Below are 21,070 nucleotides of genomic sequence, written 5' to 3' on the forward strand. Positions count from 1 at the left end.
GGCTACCGCCACGCCCATCCTACGTCCGCGCATGCCGCGCCAATTGTGGAACTCGTTTGTTCGGGAACATGTCTACTGTTTTAAGTACGCGATCAAGTCTGCCATCTGCTGAGATGTGATGGCGGCTTCGAGGCCTTCGGGCATGAGGGAGATGCCGGGGCTGGTGAGAGATTTGATTTCGCTGCGGAGGACGGTGTCGGTGCCGCCGTCGGCGCGTTTGAGGGTGAGGTTGCCGGCGGTCTCGCTGGTGATGAGGCCGGAGAGGGCGCGGCCGTCGTTGGTTTCGACGATGTAGAGCGCGAAGTTGGGCGAGACTTCGCGGTTGGGATCGAGGACGTTGGTGAGGATCTGTTCTGCGGTCCAGGCTTTGATGGTGCCGAGGTTGGGGCCGACGTCGTTGCCGCGATCGAGATGGCGATGGCAGACCATGCAGAGGGTTTCGTAGACTTTGGCGCCGCGGGCGGTGTCTCCAGTCATGGACAGCACAGGCTCATACTTGGTGATGACTTCCTTTCGGTTGGAGGAGCCGCCATCGCCGATGAGTTTGGCGATGCGCTCGGCGAGCGCGGGTGTTTTTTGGCGGCCGAGCGTGGCTTTTGTGGCGGCGCTGAGTTGTGAGGGGAGGATTTTTTTTGCTTCGATGGCATCGAGGAGTTTGGCGATGCGGTCAGTGCGGGAAAGGAGGAGGGTGGCGGCTTTGTCGCGGAGAGCAGGGGTGAGCTTGGGCCAGGATTCGATGAGGATGTCGGCAACGGCAGGATCGGGATATGTTCCTAGAGTTGTGAGGACAATGTGTTGGAGTTCTGCAGGCTGAGTGGGAATCAAGAACTTAAGTACCATCGGCGTCAGCTGTTTCAGTGGCTCAAACAAGGACAGCATCTGCAGAGCCTGCATCTTGTCCGAGACAATCGAAGAAGCCTGACCAAGCACCCGATGAGAGTCCGCCTGCCAACTAGCCACATACTCCCGGCCGCTTTGTATGTTACGCGGCTTGCTGGCTGTCAGCAGTTCTGCTGCGGTTCTACCCGATGCGACCAGGCCTTCGGCAATCGCCAGCATGACCTGCCGTTTTTGGGCATCCAAGAGCCGCTCGTTTGCAGCCACGTTGCAAAAACAATCCGACGGCGCAGACCACTTCCCATATTTGCGCCCTATCATCCACCCAACAGAAGAGAGCAGATGGATCTGAGGTGGCTGGAGCATTTCATGATGAAGCAGACCGTCAAACAATTCCAAATCGTTATAGTCAGAACTTAGAAGTGCTGCTTCAAGCCACGGGTCTCCTGCATCGAGAAGAGCAATATCCGTCACTCCCATTTCTGGAGGACCTGACCAATAGCCATGTCTTAATCCACCAAGTGCAAATGCTGCTGCAAACCGAACCACCTTTGAAGGATCATTTCGCATGCTCTTGATCTCAGTTGCTGAAGACAAGCCTTCGAGACTTGCATAAAACTGGATGCTTTGCGCTCTCACCCGCGCGTCTGAGTCATGCAACGCTATCCGCAGTATCTCCTGACGATCTTTGGCAAGCTCCACCTCCTGACGACCCAAGTCAGAAAGCTCGTCTGGATGCAACGCCATAGCCTGAACCGCTCCTAATGCAGCGATCCGACCTTGCGCCGTTTTCCCTGTCTTCACGATTGTCCGCAGTGGCTCCATTGATGTCTTGTCCTGCCGCTCAAACAGGAGGCGCTGGGCGGTTTCGCGGTGCCAGGCGTTGGGGTGGTCGAGGAGGGCGACGAGGTCGGGGGTGGTGTAGGTGCTGAGTTTGGGGGTGGGGCGGGGTTTGAACGGGGTGTTTGCGGATGCGTTTCCAGAGCCGCCTGAAGGCGGGACTACAATACGGGGAACCAGACGGTAGATGCGGCCTTGGTCGCGGCCGCGGAGGAGATCGACGGCGGAGTGGATGTCGTCGGGGATGCTCCAAGGGTGCTCGATGACTTCGCGGTACATGTCGCAGACATGGAGGCAGCCGTCGGGGGCGTTGGTGAAGTTGACGGGGCGAGACCAGAGATCGTCGCTGGTGCAGAAGTTTTTCGTTCCATCCACCTGCATGGCTTTGAAGGTGACGCCGTCGGGGACGAGCTTCATGCGATAGAAGAGATTGCCGGCGACATCAGCGACGAAGACGAAGTCGCGATACTCGGGCGGATAGGCATCGCCACGATAGACGGTGATGCCGGCGGAGGAGGTGACGACGCCGGCGCCGACGAGTTCGCTTTTGGGCAAGGTGCTGCCTTCCTGCACCCAGCGTTTGGCGCGGAACTCGCGCCAGGGCTCCGGCGGACTGGTGCGATAGACCGGGAGCTGATCGCCCGCCTCGGCGCAGTCGTTGAGGGCGCTGGGAACGACGAGGTAGGGATTGCGTGCGAGGTAGCGGTAGGGCAGAACGACGTGCTGGCAGGGGTTGCGGATGTTGCAGAGGAAGCGATTGCCCCAGTCGTCGAAGGTGTTGCCGAAGCGTGCGCCGCCGCTTTCGAGGCGGACGTCGCCGGTGCTGGGGTCAAAGCTGAAGTCGTTGCGCTTGATGGCGAGGGGTTTGAAGTCGGCGGGGAGCGGCATGACGGACTCGCTGCCGGGGGCGCGCTGGATTTCGCCACCGTTGCTACCGCCAGCGACGTAGATGCGGTGGTCGAGGCCCCAGATAGGATTGTTCATCACGGCCTGGACGTTGAGCTTTTTGAAGCCGGTGAAGACCTTTTGCCGCACATCGGCGACGCCGTCCCCATTGGTGTCTTTGAGGTACCAGACGTCGGGGGTGGCGGTGACAAAGATGCCGCCCTTCCAACAGGCGGCGCCGGTGGGCCAGGAGAGGCCCTCTGCAAAGATGGTGGCCTTGTCGAAGACGCCGTCGCCGTCGGTGTCGGTGTCGGTGAGGAGGCGGACTTTGCCGATGGACTGATCGGTGGGGTTTTCCTGCGCGTGCTTGTGGTGTTCCTTGTCGGTGTAGGGGTAGTCGTTCATTTCGCACACGTAGGCGCGGCCATCTTCATCGTAGGTGATGGCGACGGGATCGGTGACGAGGGGCTCGGCGGCGATGAGCTGCATCTGGAAGCCATCGAGGACGTGGAAGGTCTTCGCGGCGTTTTGCGGCTCGGTGGGCGGCGTGGTGGGAAATTTTAATTCATCCGCAGCCTGACAGATGAAAGAGGTACACGATGTCAAAGCCAGCCACGCGATCAGTCTTCTTTGCATGCAGAATGGACGGCCCAAAGGTCCGCTTTCTTGCCTGCCGGAAGCGCCCGCGATGCAGAAGAGGCGTTATTCGGCCTCGCCCGAGACATCCATGACGCACTGCACCCAGGTGAAGACCGGGGTCTTGGGGGCGTAGAGGTGCTGCAACTGCGCGAAGCTCTTATTCCCTGGAAGGCTGTAGGGGCCGGTCTCGCTCATGGTCAGGTCTTCGCCGGGGCAGTGCTGCAGGCCCAGCACGTGGCCGATCTCATGAGGGAGCCATTTGGTGATGGGATCACCGATCAGAGCCACTGATTTGGTGCTCCACCATTCGGAGGGGTCGAGGTAGATGTGGCCGCGGTCGCGGCTCCAAGGAAAGGAGGCATGGCCCATGCTGCCGAGCTGGCCATCCCAGGCTCTGCCGGGAGGGGTGCCAAAGCTGATCTTGATGTCAGCGGTTTCGCCGGCCTTAGCCTGAGCAAAGGTGAAGACACCGGCGGCCTCCCAGCTTTTGAAGCTTTCGTCGATCTCGCGCTGGAGCTCTTCCGCAGACAGACGGGTGGGGATGGGGGTGGTGGTATCGAGCTGCCAAGTGAGGTGCCGTTTGTTCCAGAGCTGAGGCTTGGTGTAGCTGACCGGCTTGCCGGTGCCGAGAGGATGGGAAGACGGGCTGATCTCATTCTTCTGCCAAGCGACCTCATGATAAGCACAGTTGCTAATCAGGCAGGCGGCCCATAAGGAAAGGCTTAGAGAGAATGCATTTTTCTTCATGGCAGATTGAGATTCGACAATTTTGAATCTCAACCTTGATACGATTTCTCATATGTAAGAATTGTAAATGATTATTCAGGGCGATGTCACAGGCTCGACACTGTTTCGACGCTCTTGCATCCCAGCCACGACTCGCCACACTGCCCGCCCTTTTCCCCGCCATGGCCTACATCAACGAAAACTACAACAAGCTCAAAGCCGGTTACCTCTTCCCTGAAATCGCCCGTCGCGTGAAGGTGTTCACGGAGGCCAACACGGAAGCGGCCAAGCGCCTGATCCGCTGCGGCATCGGTGATGTGACCGAAGCGCTGCCAGAGGCCGTGCGCACGGCGATGCACAAGGCCGTGGATGAAATGGGCGACCGCGCCACCTTCCGCGGCTACGGCCCGGAGCAAGGCTATGATTTCCTGCGCAACGCCATCGCCGAGAACGATTTCAAGGCCCGCGGCATCCAGGTGGAAGCCGATGAGATTTTCATCTCCGACGGCAGCAAGTGCGACACTGGCAACATCCTCGACATCTTTGGTGCTGGGAACAAGATCGCCATCACCGACCCGGTGTACCCTGTGTATGTGGACACCAACGTCATGGCTGGCAACACGGGCGATGCCGACGAAAGCGGCGCCTACGCGGGCCTGCACTACCTGAAATGCACGCCTGCCAACGGCTTTGTGCCTGAGATCCCCAATGAGCCTGTGGATCTGGCCTACCTGTGCTACCCGAACAATCCGACGGGGGCGGTGGCCACGCGTGCACAGCTTGAAGCCTGGGTGAAGTACGCCCTGGCCAATGGCACCACGATCCTCTACGACGCGGCCTACGAGGCCTTCATCCGCGATCCTGAGCTGCCGCGCTCGATCTATGAAATCGAAGGTGCGCGTGACTGCGCCATCGAATTCCGCAGCTTCTCCAAGAACGGTGGCTTTACCGGCGTGCGCTGCGGCATCGTGATCATTCCGAAGGGCCTCATGGGCAAGACCAAGGCCGGAGGCAAGCAGGCGATCCATCCGCTGTGGAGCCGCCGCCACAGCACTAAGTTCAACGGCACCAGCTACATCGTCCAACGCGGTGCGGAGGCGATCTACTCAGCCGAAGGCAAGGCGCAGGTAAAGGCGCTCATTGAGCACTACATGGGCAATGCGGCGCTGCTTGTCGAGGCCTGCAAAAAGGCAGGTCTGCAGGTGTTTGGCGGCGTCAATGCACCCTACGTGTGGGTGGGCTGCCCAAACGGCCTGACGAGCTGGCAGATGTTCGACAAGATGCTGAATGAAGCGAATGTGGTGATCACCCCTGGCAGCGGTTTTGGCAGTGCTGGTGAAGGCTACTTCCGCATCAGCGCGTTCAACAGCCGCGCGAATGTGGAGGAAGTGTGCCGCCGGATTGCGAAGCTGTGATTTGAGGCCTCATTCAATCCACCATGTCGGTTCTTGAAGCCATCGAGAATGACATCAAGCAACTCCCGCGTGATGCAGCGCTGGAGCTGCGTGACTGGCTGGCGGATTATCTTGATGATCAGGAGGAGCTTTCTCCTGAGTTTGTGGAGTCAATTAAGCGTGGAAAAAGTGATCTTGAAGAAGATCACGTGCGTGTGTTTCGTTCCAGCAACTCTTGCACTCAGTAAGTGTACTGATCGTGTTCTGTGGAAATACCGGGTGCGCTCAAATCCTGGGCAGGTGCGCGGCGTAGCTGGTTGCAGACGCTGCTGGTAAGCGGTGTGTGCGGCGGTGTGTGCGGCGGTGTGATGGGTTTGCTTCCCGGATTGAACTGCCAGTACCCAGGGTCGCCTCGCTGAGGCTCGGCTGACCCTGGGCTGTATTACGCAGCTCCGTTGGAGCTGGTGTGCAGCGGTGCGGACTGACGGAAGATTGCTTCATCCTGTTTACAAGTCAGACCCAATGCCGGAAGCGAACCCGAATCATCTATAATTTAGGTCTTTGGAACATGTGAGCTATCTGATGGCGATGAGACACCATCGTGAAGCTTACATATGACCTCTCTCACACAAAATCCGTGATGGAGCCGAAATCGGCGTCGAAGAGGCGGCGGTAGGTGCGGAAGGCGAAGTGGTCGGTCATGTTGGCGATCCAGTCGCAAACGAGACGGGCACGGGCGGGTGCATCGGCTGCGGCTTGGATGTCTTTTTCGATGGCGGCAGGCATCAGGTGAAGGCCTTTGGGCTGCACGGTGTCGATGTAGCGTTCCTTGAGCACGCCAAAGACGCGGGTGAGGATGAAGTCGGCCTTGTGATCGAGCTGCTGGAGCTGGGGGCTGAGGAAGACGAGTTCGAGGGCGATCTTTTTGTGGAGGTCCGCGCGGCGGCGCAATGCGGGATCGATTTCCAGGGCAAACTGGTGTCTGCGGGTGCTTTGGCTGAGGAAATTGGCGGCGGGCACCAGTTTCGTGGCGCGGATGCACTCACCAATGAGGCGGTTCAAGCGGCCTTCGACGCGGTTTTCACGGACAGCTTTGCAGAGGAACTCCAGGTCGGCCTGGTCGGCCGCTGAAAGCTCCTGATCCCCTGCCCAACGCTCCATCCGCTGCACGTTGATGAATCCGGCGTGGATGCCGTCGGCAATGTCATTGAGGGAGTAGGCGGTGTCATCCGCCCAGTCCATGATCTGGCATTCGATGCTGCGGAAACCGTTGCGCACCTTGCCGGGGGTGAGTTCGAGCGGGAAGGCCTGGCCGCCGAGGGTGAAATCGAGCCAGCGTTCCTGTTCGTCATAGAGGTAGTGGTGTTTTGCCTGCGGGGTCTCGGTTTGCAGGGTTTTGTATTTTAGCACGCCATCCAGCAGCGCACGAGTGGGGTTCATGCCACTGCGACCTTCGCTGAAGAGGGTCTGCGTCAGGATGCGGAGGGTCTGCGCATTGCCTTCAAAGCCGCCGTAGGGGGCCATGAGGTGGTGGAGGGTGCGCTCCCCGGCATGGCCGAAGGGAGGGTGGCCGAGGTCATGGCTGAGGCAGGCGCTTTCGACGAGATCGGAGTCGATGAAGCACTCATCATCCAGATACTGGCTCTGCTGGGTGAGCCAGCCGCAGATGCTGCGCCCGATCTGCGCCACCTCGATGCTGTGGGTCAGGCGGGTGCGGTAGAAATCGTACTCGCCGGACAAGAAGACCTGGGTCTTGTTTTGCAGACGACGGAAGGCGCTGCTGTGGATGATGCGGTCGCGGTCGATCTGGAAAGGGCTGCGATACTCACCGGGGTGAGCAGGGCGTGAATCGAGCGTTTCGAGATCGAAGGAATTGTAAAAGCGGTTCGCGGGCATGCGGTGGGTACCGCAATGCTAGCAGGTCGTGGCGGGCGGGCAAGGCTGCTGCTTCAGCGAGGTCTGCGGAAGGCGAACTGCTCAGGAGGCACCTGGTTCTCGTCGGTGGCGTCTCTTTGGCGACGTTTGCCCTCCACGAAGGCCGGCTTGAAGGGCAGGTGCTGGACCTTTTCGATCTCTTCGTCGGTCACGCCTTTGGCACGCAGACGGCTGCGTTCGTAGAGGCGGAATTTTTGGATCTCTAACATGGGGGTTGTTGACTGAGACTCCCAAGCGAGGAGCCGCGTTCAAAACTGCCCCGTGTTTAGCAGCACCAAGGTGCAGGCTTCCTCGCAGGCAACTCCGGCTTTTTGCAAAGCGTCTGCCAGCGAGGCATTTTCTGCGCCAGGATTGAAGATGATCCGACGCGGCTTGAGCGCGATCAGCTTGTCCTGCAATCCGGATGAGATGGCTGCGCCAACATACATCGTCACGGTATCCACCGGACCTGAGATCAAGCCCAGATCGGCCACCACGGGGATGCCCTCGATCTCAGCGAGTTTGGGATGAACCGGCACGACTTCATGCCCGTGCTTCCGCAGCAGGAGCAGAGCGCGATGGCTGTAGCGCTCAGAGTTGTTGCTGGCACCTATGATGACGACTGTTTCTTTGTTCATGATTTTTCGTCCTCCTCATCGAGATGAAAATGATGCAGGGCACGATGCGCCGCCGGCGCGAGCACGATGCCCATGACGGAAATGAACACGAGCCCGCTGAAGAGGGCGTAGAAGGAGGCAAAGACTTTGGCAGCATCCGATGGCAGGTCTCCCATGGGGCCCATGCCGCCCAGGATCATCGAGGCGTTTAAAAGACTGTCGATCCAACTGAATTTGGCGATGTAATGATAGCCCAGGATGCCGATGCCCAGCGCCACACCGATCACGATCAGCGCGATAGCGGCATACTTGATCACCCGCTGGATGAAAACCAAACGCGGGGCGAGAGGATCGGTGCGCGATTCAAACATGGTGAGCTACCATCCCGGCGAAGCCACGAATTGCAAGACCGGCTCCGCCTTTCCGAGTTCGTTGATGCGCACCGTGCCATCGTGGCAGCCGGTGATGATGCGTGTGAGTTTGTCGATGCGTTGCAACAGCAGCACATTCACGCGGTCTCCATACAGCGTGATCTTGTCCTTCGTTTTGCGGGCTTTTGCATCCATCGAAACCACCGAACCGCTGCCCATGGCGGCGAGAGGCGTCCCGGCATCCAGAAAGCCCAGCGCCAGCATTTCGGTGCGGCCGCCCGGCCTCAGAGTGCCGTCTTTTTTAGCATCGCCGTTGTGATCCCAGCGGCGGATATTGCCTTCGACATCGCCGCTGAGGGTTTCCTTGCTATCAGGGGAGAAGACCACGCTGAGCACCGCAGAGTCATGGCCGGTGAAGGTGGCCTCGATTTCTCCTTTGGCAGCGTCAATGCGCTTGGCTGTGCGATCACGGCTGACGGTGGCGATGTGCTGGCTGTCGGGAGAGAAGGCCATGCCCATGATCCAGTCTGCATGCGGCTCTGTCTGCCATTTCAGTTTGCCGGAGGGAAGTTCGAAACAGCGCACTTGATTGTCGGCACCGCCACAGGCGAGCAGTTTGCCATCCGGACTGGCCACCATGGCCAGCACGCAGTCGCGCGCACTCATCAGACGCCTGCGCTCCTGCGGCTGCGACGGATTGACCAACCATACTTCGCCTGAGCGCCCGGGAACGCCGCCAGCGACGGCGAGTTGATTTTCGGTGATCCAGGCCAGCGCGAGGATGCGTTCGGGCATGCCGTCAAGGCGCGCAGTGAGTTTGCCTGATGCCACATCCCAGAGGGTTGTTTCAAAATAACCGCTGCAGGCGAGCGTGCTCCCGGCGGGATTCAGGGCGAGAGCGGTGACTGGGAGAGGCCGTGGGTACTTCTCAGGTGCGTGAGTTTTTTCTTGTTCGGGAACGATGATCCGAAGAGCCGCCTTTTTGTCGGCGACGTCCAGTTTGGCACCGCTGGCGATCCAATCGCGGATCAGCTTTGTTTCCTTTTCGGGGAGGGCATCGGCTTTCTTGGGCATGCGGTCGTCTTCCTCATGGGTGGCGATCAAGCGGTAGAGCTCGCTTTCGTCCGGCTTGCCCGCCACGACGGGCGCAGTCTCGCTGTCGCCCGCCTTGAGCATGAGTTCGAGGGTGTCCAGACGGTAGCTGCCCTTGGCCTTGCCGGCGCGGTGGCACTCCACGCATTGATCGATCAAAATCGGTGCGATCAGCCTGGAGAATGAAATTTCGGCAGCGGAGGCAAAGGCTGTCAGGGTGAGAAAAAGCAGCGTGCGAAGCATGGGGCGGAGAGAAACGTTCCTTGTGGCCGAGTTTGTCGGACGTTGCATCCATCGTTTGCCTCTTTTACATGCCCCCCATGAGCCCGAGACCCTGGATCATTGCCGAAACGAACTGGAAAAACGTCAAAGCCACGCGCTATGAAGCCGCCGTGCTCCCATGGGGTGCCACGGAGGCACACAACTGGCACCTGCCCTACGCGACGGATTCGCTGCAAAACGACGCCATCGCCGCCGAGGCGGGCCGGATCGCGTGGGAGGCGGGAGCCAAGGTGGCCATCCTGCCGAACATGCCTTTCGGGGTGCAGACGGGACAGCTTGACGTCCCCTTCTGCATCAACATGAATCCGACCACGCAGATGATGGTGCTCGAAGACGTCATCAGCAGCCTCGAAGGCGTGGGCGTGATGAAATTCGTGATCCTCAACGGGCATGGAGGCAATGACTTCCGCCAGATGCTGCGTGAGCTGCAGGCGAAGCACCCGAAGATGTTTCTCTCCACGGTTTCCTGGTTCAATGCGGTGAAGGGCGATGACATCTTCAACATCGTGGGAGACCACGCTGACGAACGCGAAACCAGCCTCATGCTGCACTTTCATCCGCACCTGGTACTGCCGAAAGAGGAATGGGGTCCCGGCACTGACAACCGGTGGAAGCTGAAGGCCATCAATGAAAAGTGGGCCTGGGCGCAACGTGCCTGGAGCAAAGCGACGAACGACACCGGCTCGGGTGATCCGCAGCACAGCACGGCGGAAAAAGGCCGCCGCTACTTCGAGGCGCTGGGTGCCAAGATCGCGACCTATCTGATCGAGCTCGCCGCCGCTGACATCAGCGATCTTTACGAGAAAGCGAAATGATCCGCTTCATTGTCAGCCGAATTGTGCAGGGAATCATCGTGATCTTCGCGGTGATCACCATCACGTTTGGGCTGCTCAAGCTTTCGCCAACCGGACCGTTTCAATCGGAGCGCGCTTCTTCCCCGGAAGCACTGCAGGCGAAGATCAGCTACTATGGCCTGGACAAGCCGGTCTATGTTCAGCTCTGGCGATACTACACTCATTACGCGACGTTCACTTTTAGGGAGTCCAAAACCTTTCAGGGAAGAGGTGTGGATGAGATCATCGCCTCCGGCTTTCCAGTGTCTGCAACGGTGGGTGGGGCCGCTCTGCTCATCGCGCTGAGCATCGGGGTGCCGCTGGGTGCTTTCGCGGCTCTGCGGCCCAACACGCTGAAAGACCGCAGCAGCACTCTTGCAGCCACACTGGGCATCTGCACTCCCAGCATGGTGCTGGGACCGCTGCTAGCGATGCTGTTTGGACTGAAGCTGCGCTGGTTCAACGCGTCCGGCTGGTTTGATTCTTCGGACTGGGTGCTGCCCGCGCTGACGCTGGGGATCATCTACAGCGCCTACATTGCGCGGCTGACGCGAGGGAGCCTGCGCGAGACACTTGCGCAGGAGTTTATCCGCACAGCACGTGCGAAAGGAGCGAGTGAAAGCTCGGTGGTCTTTTTTCATGCGATGAAACTGGCGAGCCTGCCGGTGCTCAATTTTCTCGGCCCTGCCGCCGCGGGATTGCTCACGGGTTCGTTCATCGTTGAAACCGTGTTCCAACTGCCCGGACTTGGTCAATTTTTCATCGCGGCGTCTTTCAATCATGATGATGAGCTGGCGATAGCGATCTCGGCTTTCTACGCCGCACTCATCGTCAGCTTCAATCTGCTGGTGGACATCATTCAGGCAGCGCTCAACCCACGTATCCGACTCCACGCATGAGCAGCGGAACGAACCAGAGCCTTTCACCGATGCGTGCGGCGTGGCGGCGTCTCATGAGGAACCGCCTGAACGCATGGGCGTTGGGGTTCCTGGCCGTGCTGGTGGTTTTGTGTGGCATTGGCCCGGAGCTGTCGCCTTACGATCAGTCACTGCAGAATCTCGAACTCAAAGCCACGAATCCCAGCCTGGCACACTGGCTGGGCACGGATCCGCTAGGACGGGACATGCTCACGCGCATCCTGCACGGGGGGCGTGTGTCCCTGGAGGTGGGATTGCTGGCCACAGCTGTCGCTGCGATCATTGGTGTGTTTTATGGCATGGTCTCCGGCCTTGCCGGTGGACGCACGGACGCGGCGATGATGCGCATCGTGGACATCCTGTATGCGTTTCCCTTCATCAATTTCGTCATCCTGCTCATGGCCATAGTGGGGCGTGAGTTCTGGCTGATCTTTGTGGCCATCGGCGCGGTGGAATGGCTCACGATGGCCCGTGTTGTTCGTGGGCAGGTGCTGGCGCTGAAGAATCTTGAGTTCATCATTGCCGCGAGAGCCAGTGGTGCGGGCTTCTGGCACATCGTCTGGCGACACCTGCTGCCGAATGTGATGGGGCCGATCATCATCTACGCCAGCCTCACCGTGCCGGGAGTCATGCTGCTGGAGGCCGCGCTGAGCTTCCTGGGACTCGGCATTCAGCCGCCGGATGCGAGCTGGGGTGTACTGATCCAGGAGGGCGCCAGATCGATGGAGAGCTACCCTTGGCTGCTGCTCTACCCGGGCATCTTTTTTTCCACCACGCTGCTAGCGCTCAATCTGCTGGGGGATGGTCTGCGTGATGCGTTTGACCCCAAATCGATGTCGCAGCAGTGATTGAAAAAAATCTTTGAGGAGGGCTGAATAGTCTTGAAGCAGCCACGTCAGAGAGTGCGGACACCAATTCCACACACTCATGAAAACACTCTTCTCAGTCATCGCTGCAGCCGCAGTTTTTGGTTTTGCAGCTCCCTCCAACGCCAAAGCTGAATGCCAGGGTCAGACCCGGGTGGTAGGCTACACCTCCTGCGGCACCCCCATCGTGGCCGTTTACCAGATCGTCGGCTATGACGGCTACGGCCGCCCCATCGGTCAGTGGGTGACTCAGGGTGTGCAGGGAGGCTACGGCTATGGTGCTGTGCCGCGCCCCATCATTGTTCGGCCCAGCATCAGCTTTGGTTTTGGTGGCTTCAACCCCGGCTGCAATACCGGCCATGGCTACCACCACGGTTCCAGCCATCATCATGGTTTCCGCAGGTAGTAGCGCGGAAACCTGATTGATTGCTGCATCACGCGGCCCCGCCAGTGCACGGCGGGGCCGTTTTGTTGATGCCTCGTTGCACGAGTGAGGTGCCTCGTGTCATGTTTGGGCATGCGCTGGATTTATCGTGCTCTCATTCTCATCGCCTTCATGGGTGGCGTTGCTTGGTTTCATCACTTCCGCACGCACCGGCCCACGCGTGTCGAGGTGGCCAACCGCGCGGGCATTCTTCTGGCTGGCAACGGCAGCGAGCCTGCGACGCTTGACCCCCACCTCGCCAGCGGTCAGCCGGAGCATCTGATTTTTCATTCGCTCTTTGAAGGCCTCATCGCCCCGGCGCCTGACAATCCTGATGGGGATGCCCCTGGAGCCGCTGCATCATGGAGCGCTGAAAACTTCACCGTCTGGACTTTCAAACTGCAGCCAAAAGGAAAGTGGAGCGATGGAACGCCGCTGACCGCTGCTGATTTCCTTTACTCGTACCAGCGCATCCTGACTGCAAAGCTGGGCGCTGATTATGCGAACATGCTTTACCCGATGCTCAACGCCGAGGAATACCACACCGGCAAGATCAAGGATTTCTCCCAAGTGGGGGTGAAGGCGCTCGATCCGCTGACACTGCAAATCACGCTGAAAGGACCGGCGCCTTATCTGCCGAGCATGATCAAACATTACGCGTGGTTCCCACTGCCAAAGCATGCCATCGAAAAATTTGGCAAAATGACCGACCGCAACACACGCTGGACGCGGCCTGCGAACATGGTCTGCAACGGCCCCTTCAAACTTAAAAGCTGGGAGGTCAATCAAGCCCTCGAAGTCGAGCGCAACCCGCATTACTGGGACGCCGCCACGGTCAAACTCAATGGCATTGTATTTCTGCCCATCTCCAGCGACACGACTGAGGAGCGGGCCTTCAACGACGGGCAGCTCCACGTGACGCTGACGATGCCGCTGTCCAAGATCCCTGCGTATCGCGAGAGCAAGTCACCCTACTATCACAACGATCCACTGCTGAGCGTTTACATGTACCGCTGCAACACCACGAAGAAGCCCTTCGACAACCCGCTGGTACGGCGCGCGCTGGCTCTGGCCATCGACCGTGAGAGCATCACGCGAAACATTCTCCGCGCGGGACAGCAGCCGGCCACAGGCCTGACACCTCCAGCGTGCAACCCTGCCTACCATGTGCCCAACATCATGCGCTTTGACCCGACCGAAGCACGACGGCTGCTTGCCGAGGCAGGCTTTCCAGAGGGGAAAGGTTTCCCCCCGTTCGACATTCTCATCAACACGAGCGAGTCGCATCGCGCGCTGGCCGAAGCGGTGCAGGCGATGTGGAAGAAGCATCTTCACATTCCTGCGGGCGTGCTGAACCAGGACTGGGGTGTGTATATCGAATCGCAGCGCAAACTGGACTATCAAATCGCCCGCTTTGGCTGGGTGGGTGATTATCTCGACCCTTCGACTTTCCTCGCCATCTGGCAGACCGGGGACGGCAACAACAACACGGGCTGGAGCAACAAACGCTACGATGAACTCATCCATCAAAGCTTTCAGGAAGGCGATGTCGCCAAACGTCTGCAGATTCTCAATGAGGCCGAAACCCTCATGCTCAATGAGGCCCCGATGCTGCCGATCTATTGGTACACGCATTCGTATCTGATGCGCCCTGAGGTCAAAGGACTGCTGCCATCTCTGCTCGAACATCGCTGCTACAAGGCGGTGGAATTGAAGCCGTGAGAGGAAAACAAAAAGGCGCGGGAGATGCTCCCGCGCCTGTGCTTGTTTTAAGATATAGAAGCCGTCAGCCTGACTTGCGCCAGATCGTCGTCAGCGTGCCGCGAAAGGTGATTGTTACTGCCTGCGTCGTCACCAGTTCACGAAAGTGCGGTGAAGCCTCGCGCTCCACGATCTCCCATTGTTCAATGGCATCGCCATTCAGCGTCGCATGAACGGGAATGGATTCGGCGTGGTGGCAGACGAAGCCGTTCTTGCGCTCCTGCTCGATGCGCCAGCCGGGTGCCAGCTGCCAAGTCACCACACACGAGGCTGCAAGGCCGACATCGTCGCAGATTTCTACATAATCCTGTGCGACATGAACAGCACGCTGGATTCGAAGCCCTTCACAAACAAAGCTCATCACGCAAATGTCACTGCTGATTTCGAGTCCCGGGTTCTCATGATGTTTGGCCCATAAGAACGGCCCCATGCGCCGGGGAGAAGAGCGACCAGTGACAGGCATGGGGCCATTGTGTGCGTCCCATGACGCCAGCCTCGTCCGCAGTGCCGGATTGCTGTAATAAGCACCCGTTCCGGGATCAATGACAAGTGCGTGCTGCTCAAACCAGAGCGACACATGCAGTGCATCGAGATGGCCATGAGCCGCCATGCTGCCCAGACCGAGGGGGGAAGCATCTGCCCGGACCGTCCAGCGCGCATCACGCCATACTGCCTGCCCGCTTTGCTCATGCGTGAGCCACTTGCTGCGCATGGCTGCTTTAACGCCTTTGGGTGGCTCGCCCAGCCAGAAACGCAGCACTGCACCATCTGCTCTATTGAGAAGCCAGCTACGAAACTCAGAGGCTGCATTGACACGCTTTAGCGGCAATGGAAGCACCTGCGCGTCATCGGAGTCGCCAAAATCCCAGCACTCGGGTGACTCGACGACATCAACGAAGTATTGTGCAGCCAGCGCCAGACGCTGCTGCACTTCCGGCTTGAACCCACCTGACGCCATGCCTGCGTGCCAGCACATTTCCCACGCAAACAGGTGGTAATGCAAGGCCTGCTCTTTGTTGCCTCCATCGGTGGCGAACTGCTGCAAAATTTCTTGCTCCAGCAGTTTCACCACGTGCTGGGTGGGTTGGATCATGCGGGCCAGTGAGGGCCAGCGCGCAAGCGCCAGCACCAGCGTACTCAGTTCGCCGATGAGATGATTGTTTGCAGAGGAGCCGAACGAACGACGGCGCCAGATCCACCACGCGTGCGTGGGAACGATGCGTGCGGTCAGCTCATCCTGCCTACGGGCCAGTTCGGGATCGTTGCAGCCACGCACCAATGCATCGAACCAGCAGAAGTTCATCAGTCGCAGCCCTGCTTCCAAAGGGCTTGTCCAGTTGATGCCAAGTCCTGGAGGATTGCGATCGCACCAGTCCTCCAGCCAGAGCTGGGAGACGCGGATCGCATGCACATCGCCATTCAGAGCGCTGTGCATGGCCATGCGCGTCATTTCGCTCCAGCGATTGATCTCCCAGATGGCGCGCGCATCGGCATCGTGCTCCAGATGGCGATGATTGAGCATTCGCGCGGGGATGGCTGGATCAATCACGACACCGAGTGTCGCATCGCGGTGCCAGCATGGCGGTGCGCCCACCTCGACGGTCTTCCAGCCAAACAGTTCCCATTCGCCACGTATCAGCTTTTCAGCATCTGCGGCCAGCTGTTTGCGCAGTTCGGGCGGGACACGATCGCGCCAGGGTAGTTTGGGAACATCGGTGAATGTGCCGTCCCAGGCTTTGCGGGAGATGCGTCTGAGAGCTGCAATCTCATTGCGCCGCCCCAGGCGCTCAGCCACGCGACGAGCAATCTCGCTCACACTCATTACGCGCAAGCGCTGCATGTACCAGCCCAGGCTCATCACAATGCGATGCTTCGCCCTTCGCGAATTGACTCCAGCACTGCGAATGTCAGGCGCATGCTCTGCCGCGCTTGTTCATAGGGCAGCGGATGTGGTGCTCCGTCCTTCAAGAAGGCCAGCCATGCCGCCATTTCTTCGGCGTGTCCCTTTGAGGCGAATTTCTTCACGGTCTCTTTGCGCTGTTTGAAGACCGACAGCTTCATGAAGTTCTCGCACTCACATACTAAGCCACTCGCGAACACACGAAACGTTTCCTTGGGATATGCCGAGTCACCTTCGGCGGAGTAAATCACCTGCGCCGACGATCCGTCTGCAAATTCGATCTGTGCCGTGACTGAATCTGGCACCTTGGGCCGGCCTATCGTCTGCGCGGTGACTTTCACCGGCTTGCCGAGGACGTGGCAGGCAAAGTCAAAAAAGTGACAGGCCTCGCCAAGGACGCGGCCTCCGCTTTCGGCGACATTCGCATACCAGTGATCCGGCGCGAGCACGCCTGCGTTGACTTGAAATGAGAGTGTCTTTGGGCCAGAGACCGTTTTCAGAACTTCCATCACTGCCACTGTGGCAGGAGCGAAACGTCGGTTGAAACCCACCATCACGCTGCCCTTTGATTCGAGCATGGCAGAATCGATCTGTGTCAGTTCGTCTTGAGTCAGACAGAGCGGCTTTTCGACAAACACCTGCTTGCCGGATTGCAGGGCTTTCAGCACCAGCGGTGCATGCAAATGATGGCGGGTGCCGATCATCACGGCTGAGGCTTTATGACCGAAGACTTTCGCCGAATCTGTTTCCGCGTGATCGAAGCCAAACTTTTCCTTCACATGACGTGCTGAGAGACCCGTGGCATTCACGATTGTACCGAGGGTGATTTTTTCTTTCACGTGAGGGAGCAGCATCGTGCGCGCGAAATTGCCTGCGCCAATGACATCGAGGGTTCCGACGGTGGTTTGCAGAGCTGTCTTTGGGAGCTTGGGAAACTCTGATGTTGCTTTGGGTTCCCCGTTTCCAGACCGGCTAAAGCCGGGACTACAATACTCGATCACCACACCAAGTTCACTCTCGAGCTTGTCGTAAATTCCGAGCACATCTCCAAATTTCACCCTGCGCGTGGTCACTGGATTCAAATTCAACTGGCCTGTGCGCATCAGTTCCAGACATGCTTCGAAGTTTCGGTTCTCGGTCCAGCGCACGTGGCCGATGGGATAGTCCTGACCACCCCATTCATACTGCGGATCATAACGGCCCGGGCCGTAGCTGCGCGAGTAGCGCACCTGGATGTCCTTCATGTAGGCGGTCTTCCATGACAACTCTGCATCGTAGATGCCCACGATCACCATCACACCTCGATCACGGAGGCAGGAAATCGCGGTGTTCGCTGCGTCGCGGCCTTTGCCGCCGACACACAGCAAGACTGCGTCAACGCCGTGGCCGTCTGTCCATGCGCGCACTTCGTCTTCGAGCTTTGATTGTGATGGATTCACAATGCGCTCCGCCCCCATGGCGAGTGAGGTTTGCAGACGATCTGCGACAAAGTCCGCGCTCATCACGCGTGCACCGGAAGCCTTCAGCAGACTCGTTGCCAGCAGACCGACGAGCCCCTGCCCCAGCACGAGCACACGCTCGCCAAGTCGTGCTCCACTTTGGCGAACGGCTTCCATGGAGATGGACCCGAGCGTCGTATAGGCTGCCTGCCAGTCTTCCACACCGGTGGGAATGGGTGAGGCGAGCAGATCCGGCACCGCGATCATCTCTGCATGAAACGCACACTCTGCACCGCCGCAGGCCACGCGATCGCCCACATGAAAACGTGAGTTCAGCTCATCCACCGCCACCACGATTCCCGCGGCGGAGTAGCCCAGAGGGGTTGGTGATTCGAGACGGTTGCGCACCTTTTGCAGGGCGGCTTTCCAGCCAAGGGTCTTCGCTGTATCGATCACTTTCTTGACCTGATCCGGCCGCGCCTTGGCCTTTTGCAGAAGCGACATCCGGGCCTGCTCCACCTTCATGCGTTCCGTGCCGGGCGAAATCACCGAGCACGTCATCTGCACCAAGATGCCTCCCGGCGGTGGCACAGGTGCAGGAACGTCCTGCAGTTCGAGGCGTCCGTCTTGGTATTGGGCGATTTGTCGCATGGGTTATCGGTTCAATCAGGTTGGGCTTTTGACATGTCGGGGCTCTTCTCGGCATCAAGGCTGGCGGCACAATTTTGTTGTGTAGGCGGCAAGATCATCGTCGGTCAGGTTTTGATTTTTCTCGGGTTGCCCGTAGTCGATCAAGCTTGCGCCAGGAATGCCACAACGCGCTAGAAATACATGCCCTTGTTCGTCCAGCACTTCCAAAACAGCGATCCTCTCGAAAGAAGCGATTTGGCCGAGCTGGCATGAGAGGCTGTTTAGCAAGTCCAGCAGATCCGCCGCCAAATCAGGCCTTGTCTTCCAAAAGGCCTCCTCAACGTCCAGAATGGCCTTTAATAGGGCGCCGTCATACAGATCTGCGTCGGCATTGGGGCGTTGGTGCAGTTCTTGCAAGGCGAGTGGCACCAAGTAAGGCAGGCAAAGCTGCTGGACGATCATGCGCTGAATGTCTCTCAATGTGAAATCTCGCAACGCCGTCCTATGAAGGCGGTGGCAATCGATCACCAATGACGACTCATAGGGCGGCTCTCCCAAGTCCACTCCTTCGAGTTCCTGGGGGCTACGGCCAAGGTCAAAATCGATTTTCGTCATGCCTAGATTTTTGTCACCAGCCACTTGTGCTTGCCAGCACTGGTCTTCTCCACTTCCTGCACCTGCCGCAAGGTGAGTGTGAAGTCATCTCCCAACTTTTTTAACAAGCCTGCTTGCATGGATTGCTCCCGGCTGGTTTGCCACTGCGGCCCGGGCTGAAATCGGAATTCCACTGAACCTGCGTGTTCTTGGAAGAACTGGACGGCGAGCAGGCCATCGAAGATTCGATCATGCATGTTGATCGCGGTGAGCGAGATGCGGCGGCCGGTGGCGCTGACGAGGTATTCGTAATCGCGGCCGACGATTTCAGAAGCCACGCCGTTCGTGATTTTTGCATAATCTCCAGTGCGATACCGGATCAACGGCATGACGTGATTGTGAAATGAGGTGCCGATGATTTCACGGTTTTCTTCGGCATCTGGATCGCCGAATTCCACGAAGCCGTACGTGGGCCAGAAATGCAGATGATTGGAGGTGCGTGTCTGCGCGGCGAGGACGACGCGTTCGCTGTGACCATACCAGTGAAACGCGGGCGCTTTGAAGAAGTACTCCAGATATTGCTGGGATTCTGCGGTGAGCTTTTCCGAGCCGCAAAGAAGGGAGGTCAGCTTGAAGTCACGTTTCAGGCCAGTCTGCTCCAGTCCGCGTGCCAGCATCAGCGCTGCGCTGGGATAGGCATGCAGGTGCTGCGGACGGAAGCGATTCAATGCGGCGACATACTCGGGCAGGCGTTCCAGCGTGAGATGATAGGAGGAGAGAATGAGCCAGTTTCGTGTGGCATCGTAATAACTGATGGCACCACCGGCTTTGCTGGAGGTGACGCTCCCGCGAATGACGGCCACGCGGTCTCCGGTGCGATAACCGCGGCGAGACCACTGCGCCTCCAAATAGGCCTGCTCCTTTGGACGGCTCACTCCTTTGTGCAGATAAAATCCGACCGGCACGCCGCTTGATCCGCCTGTGGTGATGTAGAGGCGGTGCTTCGCATCGAACTCTGGATTGACCATCTGCTCACGCTGCAAAATCACATCCTGCTTTGTGAGCAGCGGATAATCGGCGAGCTGCTCCAGTGTTTCGAATTTTGCCGGATCGACGCCACTTGCTGCAAAGCGTTCGGCATAAAATGGGGCCTTAGCTGCCGCCATCAGAGACTCGCGCAATGCTTTGATCTGATAGCGTTGAATAGTCTCCGCATCCCATGTCTCAACCTCATGTGCTTCGTTTTGGAATCGTGTGTAGGCCTGGCCGTAGCGCAGGGACTGGGGAAGCGCCCGATACATGCGGCCTGCCAGTGACTTCACGGGCTGCGGTGCTGCCTCGTAGAGCTTGAGCAGCGGGTAAAGGGCGTCTTCGAGAGACATTTCAGTTGGCGGGCAGGCCTGCCCGCAAGCACTAGATGACAGCCACGTCCCGATGCTGCAGGTAGAGATTGCCGTCGAAGGGTGCCACTTCGACATAACCAGCATCCATGAGAAGCTGGCGGAGCTCGGCGAGGCTTGAACCAAACTCCGCGAGCTGGTTGTCATATCCTTCGATGCAAAGAGCGGGGCGGTGCTTGGCAAGCAATTCAGGCATTCCCTTCAATGCGAGCACTTCCGCACCTTCGACGTCCATCTTGATGCATCCCACAGGGCTGGCAAGCGGGTGTGCCTTCACCCATTCATCAAAGATGACGGCATCCACCTGGATGAGGTCCGCGCCCGTTTCTCCAGTGGCGATGCGGGAGTGGCCTGAGTTGATCGTGTCGACTGCAAAAGACACTGCCCCGACCTTGTTTGACACGGCCTTGCGCACCACCTTCATGCGGGCGCCCAATCCGTTTTTCTGTACAGACTCGCTGAGGCAGAGTTCGACAGGCGGATTCGGCTCGAAGGCAACCACATGAGCCTGCGGCACTTTGGAAGCAACGAGCAAGGCGAAGTAGCCAACGTTGGACCCGATGTCGAGAAAGGTCTCGCCAGCCTTCATGTTGCTGAGAATGAAGCTGCCGGTCTTTGGCTCGAGATTGCCAAACAAGCGGAGCATGAAGGATGTGTAGTCAAACTCGGGACTGACTTTCATCTGGAAGCCTTCCCGAGTATTAACCCA

The 21,070-nt window shown here is 58.7% G+C and carries 19 protein-coding genes; 7 read left to right on the forward strand and 12 right to left on the reverse strand.

Annotation, left to right across the window (positions count from 1 at the left end; translation table 11 throughout):
• Window positions 1-72 precede the first annotated feature (72 nt).
• Entirely contained in the window at window positions 73-3,198 is a 3,126-nt protein-coding gene (locus AC24GY_RS11940) for a PVC-type heme-binding CxxCH protein (RefSeq protein WP_487683097.1), read from the reverse strand.
• A 66-nt stretch (window positions 3,199-3,264) separates the two neighbouring features.
• Window positions 3,265-3,948 carry a matrixin family metalloprotease gene (locus AC24GY_RS11945; protein ID WP_422319902.1) on the reverse strand — a complete coding sequence of 228 codons (684 nt, stop codon included), beginning with the start codon at window positions 3,946-3,948 and terminating at the stop codon, window positions 3,265-3,267.
• Window positions 3,949-4,109: 161 nt separating this feature from the next.
• On the opposite strand from AC24GY_RS11945, the gene AC24GY_RS11950 reads away from it, so the two are divergent.
• Together AC24GY_RS11950 and AC24GY_RS11955 are read left to right on the forward strand one after the other, a co-directional pair.
• Window positions 4,110-5,342, forward strand: coding sequence for an LL-diaminopimelate aminotransferase (locus AC24GY_RS11950; RefSeq protein ID WP_422319903.1), 1,233 nt, complete (start codon window positions 4,110-4,112; stop codon window positions 5,340-5,342).
• A 23-nt stretch (window positions 5,343-5,365) separates the two neighbouring features.
• Window positions 5,366-5,569 (forward strand): hypothetical protein, encoded by a 204-nt coding sequence (locus tag AC24GY_RS11955; protein ID WP_422319904.1) that lies wholly within the window; start codon window positions 5,366-5,368, stop codon window positions 5,567-5,569.
• Between the two features lie 376 nt (window positions 5,570-5,945).
• Here the strand turns inward: AC24GY_RS11955 and dgt are convergent, their stop codons facing one another.
• Genes dgt through AC24GY_RS11980 form a run of 5 tightly spaced genes read right to left on the reverse strand, consistent with a single transcriptional unit; the run spans window position 5,946 to window position 9,558 of the window.
• Window positions 5,946-7,217 carry a dGTP triphosphohydrolase gene (gene dgt, locus AC24GY_RS11960; protein ID WP_487683100.1) on the reverse strand — a complete coding sequence of 424 codons (1,272 nt, stop codon included), beginning with the start codon at window positions 7,215-7,217 and terminating at the stop codon, window positions 5,946-5,948.
• Window positions 7,218-7,270: 53 nt separating this feature from the next.
• Complete coding sequence (locus AC24GY_RS11965; RefSeq protein WP_422319906.1) at window positions 7,271-7,465, reverse strand: hypothetical protein; 195 nt, start codon at window positions 7,463-7,465, stop codon at window positions 7,271-7,273.
• Between the two features lie 39 nt (window positions 7,466-7,504).
• On the reverse strand, window positions 7,505-7,873 hold the full coding sequence (locus AC24GY_RS11970; RefSeq protein ID WP_487683102.1) for a CoA-binding protein: 369 nt from the start codon (window positions 7,871-7,873) through the stop codon (window positions 7,505-7,507).
• Window positions 7,870-8,223, reverse strand: coding sequence for a hypothetical protein (locus AC24GY_RS11975; protein WP_487683104.1), 354 nt, complete (start codon window positions 8,221-8,223; stop codon window positions 7,870-7,872). The genes AC24GY_RS11970 and AC24GY_RS11975 overlap by 4 nt, the downstream gene beginning before the upstream one ends.
• Before the next feature lie 6 nt (window positions 8,224-8,229).
• Window positions 8,230-9,558, reverse strand: coding sequence for a c-type cytochrome domain-containing protein (locus AC24GY_RS11980; protein ID WP_487683106.1), 1,329 nt, complete (start codon window positions 9,556-9,558; stop codon window positions 8,230-8,232).
• A 77-nt stretch (window positions 9,559-9,635) separates the two neighbouring features.
• Between AC24GY_RS11980 and AC24GY_RS11985 the strand changes: the two genes are divergently transcribed.
• From AC24GY_RS11985 to AC24GY_RS12005, 5 genes are all read left to right on the forward strand, one after another.
• Window positions 9,636-10,412: a creatininase family protein gene (locus tag AC24GY_RS11985; RefSeq protein ID WP_487683108.1), complete on the forward strand. Its 777-nt coding sequence runs from the start codon at window positions 9,636-9,638 to the stop codon at window positions 10,410-10,412.
• A complete protein-coding gene (locus AC24GY_RS11990) occupies window positions 10,409-11,329 on the forward strand; it encodes an ABC transporter permease (RefSeq protein ID WP_487683110.1) in 921 nt (306 codons plus the stop codon). The genes AC24GY_RS11985 and AC24GY_RS11990 overlap by 4 nt, the downstream gene beginning before the upstream one ends.
• A 29-nt stretch (window positions 11,330-11,358) precedes the next feature.
• Complete coding sequence (locus AC24GY_RS11995) at window positions 11,359-12,195, forward strand: ABC transporter permease (protein ID WP_487683635.1); 837 nt, start codon at window positions 11,359-11,361, stop codon at window positions 12,193-12,195.
• A 79-nt stretch (window positions 12,196-12,274) separates the two neighbouring features.
• Window positions 12,275-12,619, forward strand: coding sequence for a hypothetical protein (locus AC24GY_RS12000; RefSeq protein ID WP_487683112.1), 345 nt, complete (start codon window positions 12,275-12,277; stop codon window positions 12,617-12,619).
• A gap of 111 nt (window positions 12,620-12,730) precedes the next feature.
• The gene (locus AC24GY_RS12005; protein WP_487683114.1) at window positions 12,731-14,359 is read left to right on the forward strand and encodes a peptide ABC transporter substrate-binding protein; all 1,629 of its coding nucleotides are present in this window, start codon (window positions 12,731-12,733) and stop codon (window positions 14,357-14,359) included.
• A gap of 64 nt (window positions 14,360-14,423) precedes the next feature.
• Here AC24GY_RS12005 and AC24GY_RS12010 read toward each other — a convergent pair whose 3' ends face one another.
• Genes AC24GY_RS12010 through AC24GY_RS12030 form a run of 5 tightly spaced genes read right to left on the reverse strand, consistent with a single transcriptional unit; the run spans window position 14,424 to window position 21,043 of the window.
• Window positions 14,424-16,238: a heparinase II/III family protein gene (locus AC24GY_RS12010; protein WP_487683116.1), complete on the reverse strand. Its 1,815-nt coding sequence runs from the start codon at window positions 16,236-16,238 to the stop codon at window positions 14,424-14,426.
• Between the two features lie 17 nt (window positions 16,239-16,255).
• A complete protein-coding gene (locus AC24GY_RS12015; RefSeq protein WP_487683118.1) occupies window positions 16,256-18,388 on the reverse strand; it encodes a bi-domain-containing oxidoreductase in 2,133 nt (710 codons plus the stop codon).
• A gap of 54 nt (window positions 18,389-18,442) precedes the next feature.
• A complete protein-coding gene (locus AC24GY_RS12020) occupies window positions 18,443-18,982 on the reverse strand; it encodes a contact-dependent growth inhibition system immunity protein (protein WP_487683120.1) in 540 nt (179 codons plus the stop codon).
• A 2-nt stretch (window positions 18,983-18,984) separates the two neighbouring features.
• A complete protein-coding gene (locus AC24GY_RS12025; protein ID WP_487683122.1) occupies window positions 18,985-20,343 on the reverse strand; it encodes a phenylacetate--CoA ligase family protein in 1,359 nt (452 codons plus the stop codon).
• 31 nt (window positions 20,344-20,374) lie between these two features.
• Window positions 20,375-21,043, reverse strand: coding sequence for an FkbM family methyltransferase (locus tag AC24GY_RS12030; protein WP_487683124.1), 669 nt, complete (start codon window positions 21,041-21,043; stop codon window positions 20,375-20,377).
• Window positions 21,044-21,070 lie beyond the last annotated feature (27 nt).

This window comes from Prosthecobacter sp. Pr1, from assembly GCF_057652315.1.

Bases quoted from the DNA above. Each gene is read 5' to 3' on its own strand.
- AC24GY_RS11940 (WP_487683097.1), bottom strand. From the start codon at position 3,198: ATGCAAAGAAGACTGATCGCGTGGCTGGCTTTGACATCGTGTACCTCT.
- AC24GY_RS11945 (WP_422319902.1), bottom strand. From the start codon at position 3,948: ATGAAGAAAAATGCATTCTCTCTAAGCCTTTCCTTATGGGCCGCCTGC.
- AC24GY_RS11950 (WP_422319903.1), top strand. From the start codon at position 4,110: ATGGCCTACATCAACGAAAACTACAACAAGCTCAAAGCCGGTTACCTC.
- AC24GY_RS11955 (WP_422319904.1), top strand. From the start codon at position 5,366: ATGTCGGTTCTTGAAGCCATCGAGAATGACATCAAGCAACTCCCGCGT.
- dgt (WP_487683100.1), bottom strand. From the start codon at position 7,217: ATGCCCGCGAACCGCTTTTACAATTCCTTCGATCTCGAAACGCTCGAT.
- AC24GY_RS11965 (WP_422319906.1), bottom strand. From the start codon at position 7,465: ATGTTAGAGATCCAAAAATTCCGCCTCTACGAACGCAGCCGTCTGCGT.
- AC24GY_RS11970 (WP_487683102.1), bottom strand. From the start codon at position 7,873: ATGAACAAAGAAACAGTCGTCATCATAGGTGCCAGCAACAACTCTGAG.
- AC24GY_RS11975 (WP_487683104.1), bottom strand. From the start codon at position 8,223: ATGTTTGAATCGCGCACCGATCCTCTCGCCCCGCGTTTGGTTTTCATC.
- AC24GY_RS11980 (WP_487683106.1), bottom strand. From the start codon at position 9,558: ATGCTTCGCACGCTGCTTTTTCTCACCCTGACAGCCTTTGCCTCCGCT.
- AC24GY_RS11985 (WP_487683108.1), top strand. From the start codon at position 9,636: ATGAGCCCGAGACCCTGGATCATTGCCGAAACGAACTGGAAAAACGTC.
- AC24GY_RS11990 (WP_487683110.1), top strand. From the start codon at position 10,409: ATGATCCGCTTCATTGTCAGCCGAATTGTGCAGGGAATCATCGTGATC.
- AC24GY_RS11995 (WP_487683635.1), top strand. From the start codon at position 11,359: ATGCGTGCGGCGTGGCGGCGTCTCATGAGGAACCGCCTGAACGCATGG.
- AC24GY_RS12000 (WP_487683112.1), top strand. From the start codon at position 12,275: ATGAAAACACTCTTCTCAGTCATCGCTGCAGCCGCAGTTTTTGGTTTT.
- AC24GY_RS12005 (WP_487683114.1), top strand. From the start codon at position 12,731: ATGCGCTGGATTTATCGTGCTCTCATTCTCATCGCCTTCATGGGTGGC.
- AC24GY_RS12010 (WP_487683116.1), bottom strand. From the start codon at position 16,238: ATGCAGCGCTTGCGCGTAATGAGTGTGAGCGAGATTGCTCGTCGCGTG.
- AC24GY_RS12015 (WP_487683118.1), bottom strand. From the start codon at position 18,388: ATGCGACAAATCGCCCAATACCAAGACGGACGCCTCGAACTGCAGGAC.
- AC24GY_RS12020 (WP_487683120.1), bottom strand. From the start codon at position 18,982: ATGACGAAAATCGATTTTGACCTTGGCCGTAGCCCCCAGGAACTCGAA.
- AC24GY_RS12025 (WP_487683122.1), bottom strand. From the start codon at position 20,343: ATGTCTCTCGAAGACGCCCTTTACCCGCTGCTCAAGCTCTACGAGGCA.
- AC24GY_RS12030 (WP_487683124.1), bottom strand. From the start codon at position 21,043: ATGAAAGTCAGTCCCGAGTTTGACTACACATCCTTCATGCTCCGCTTG.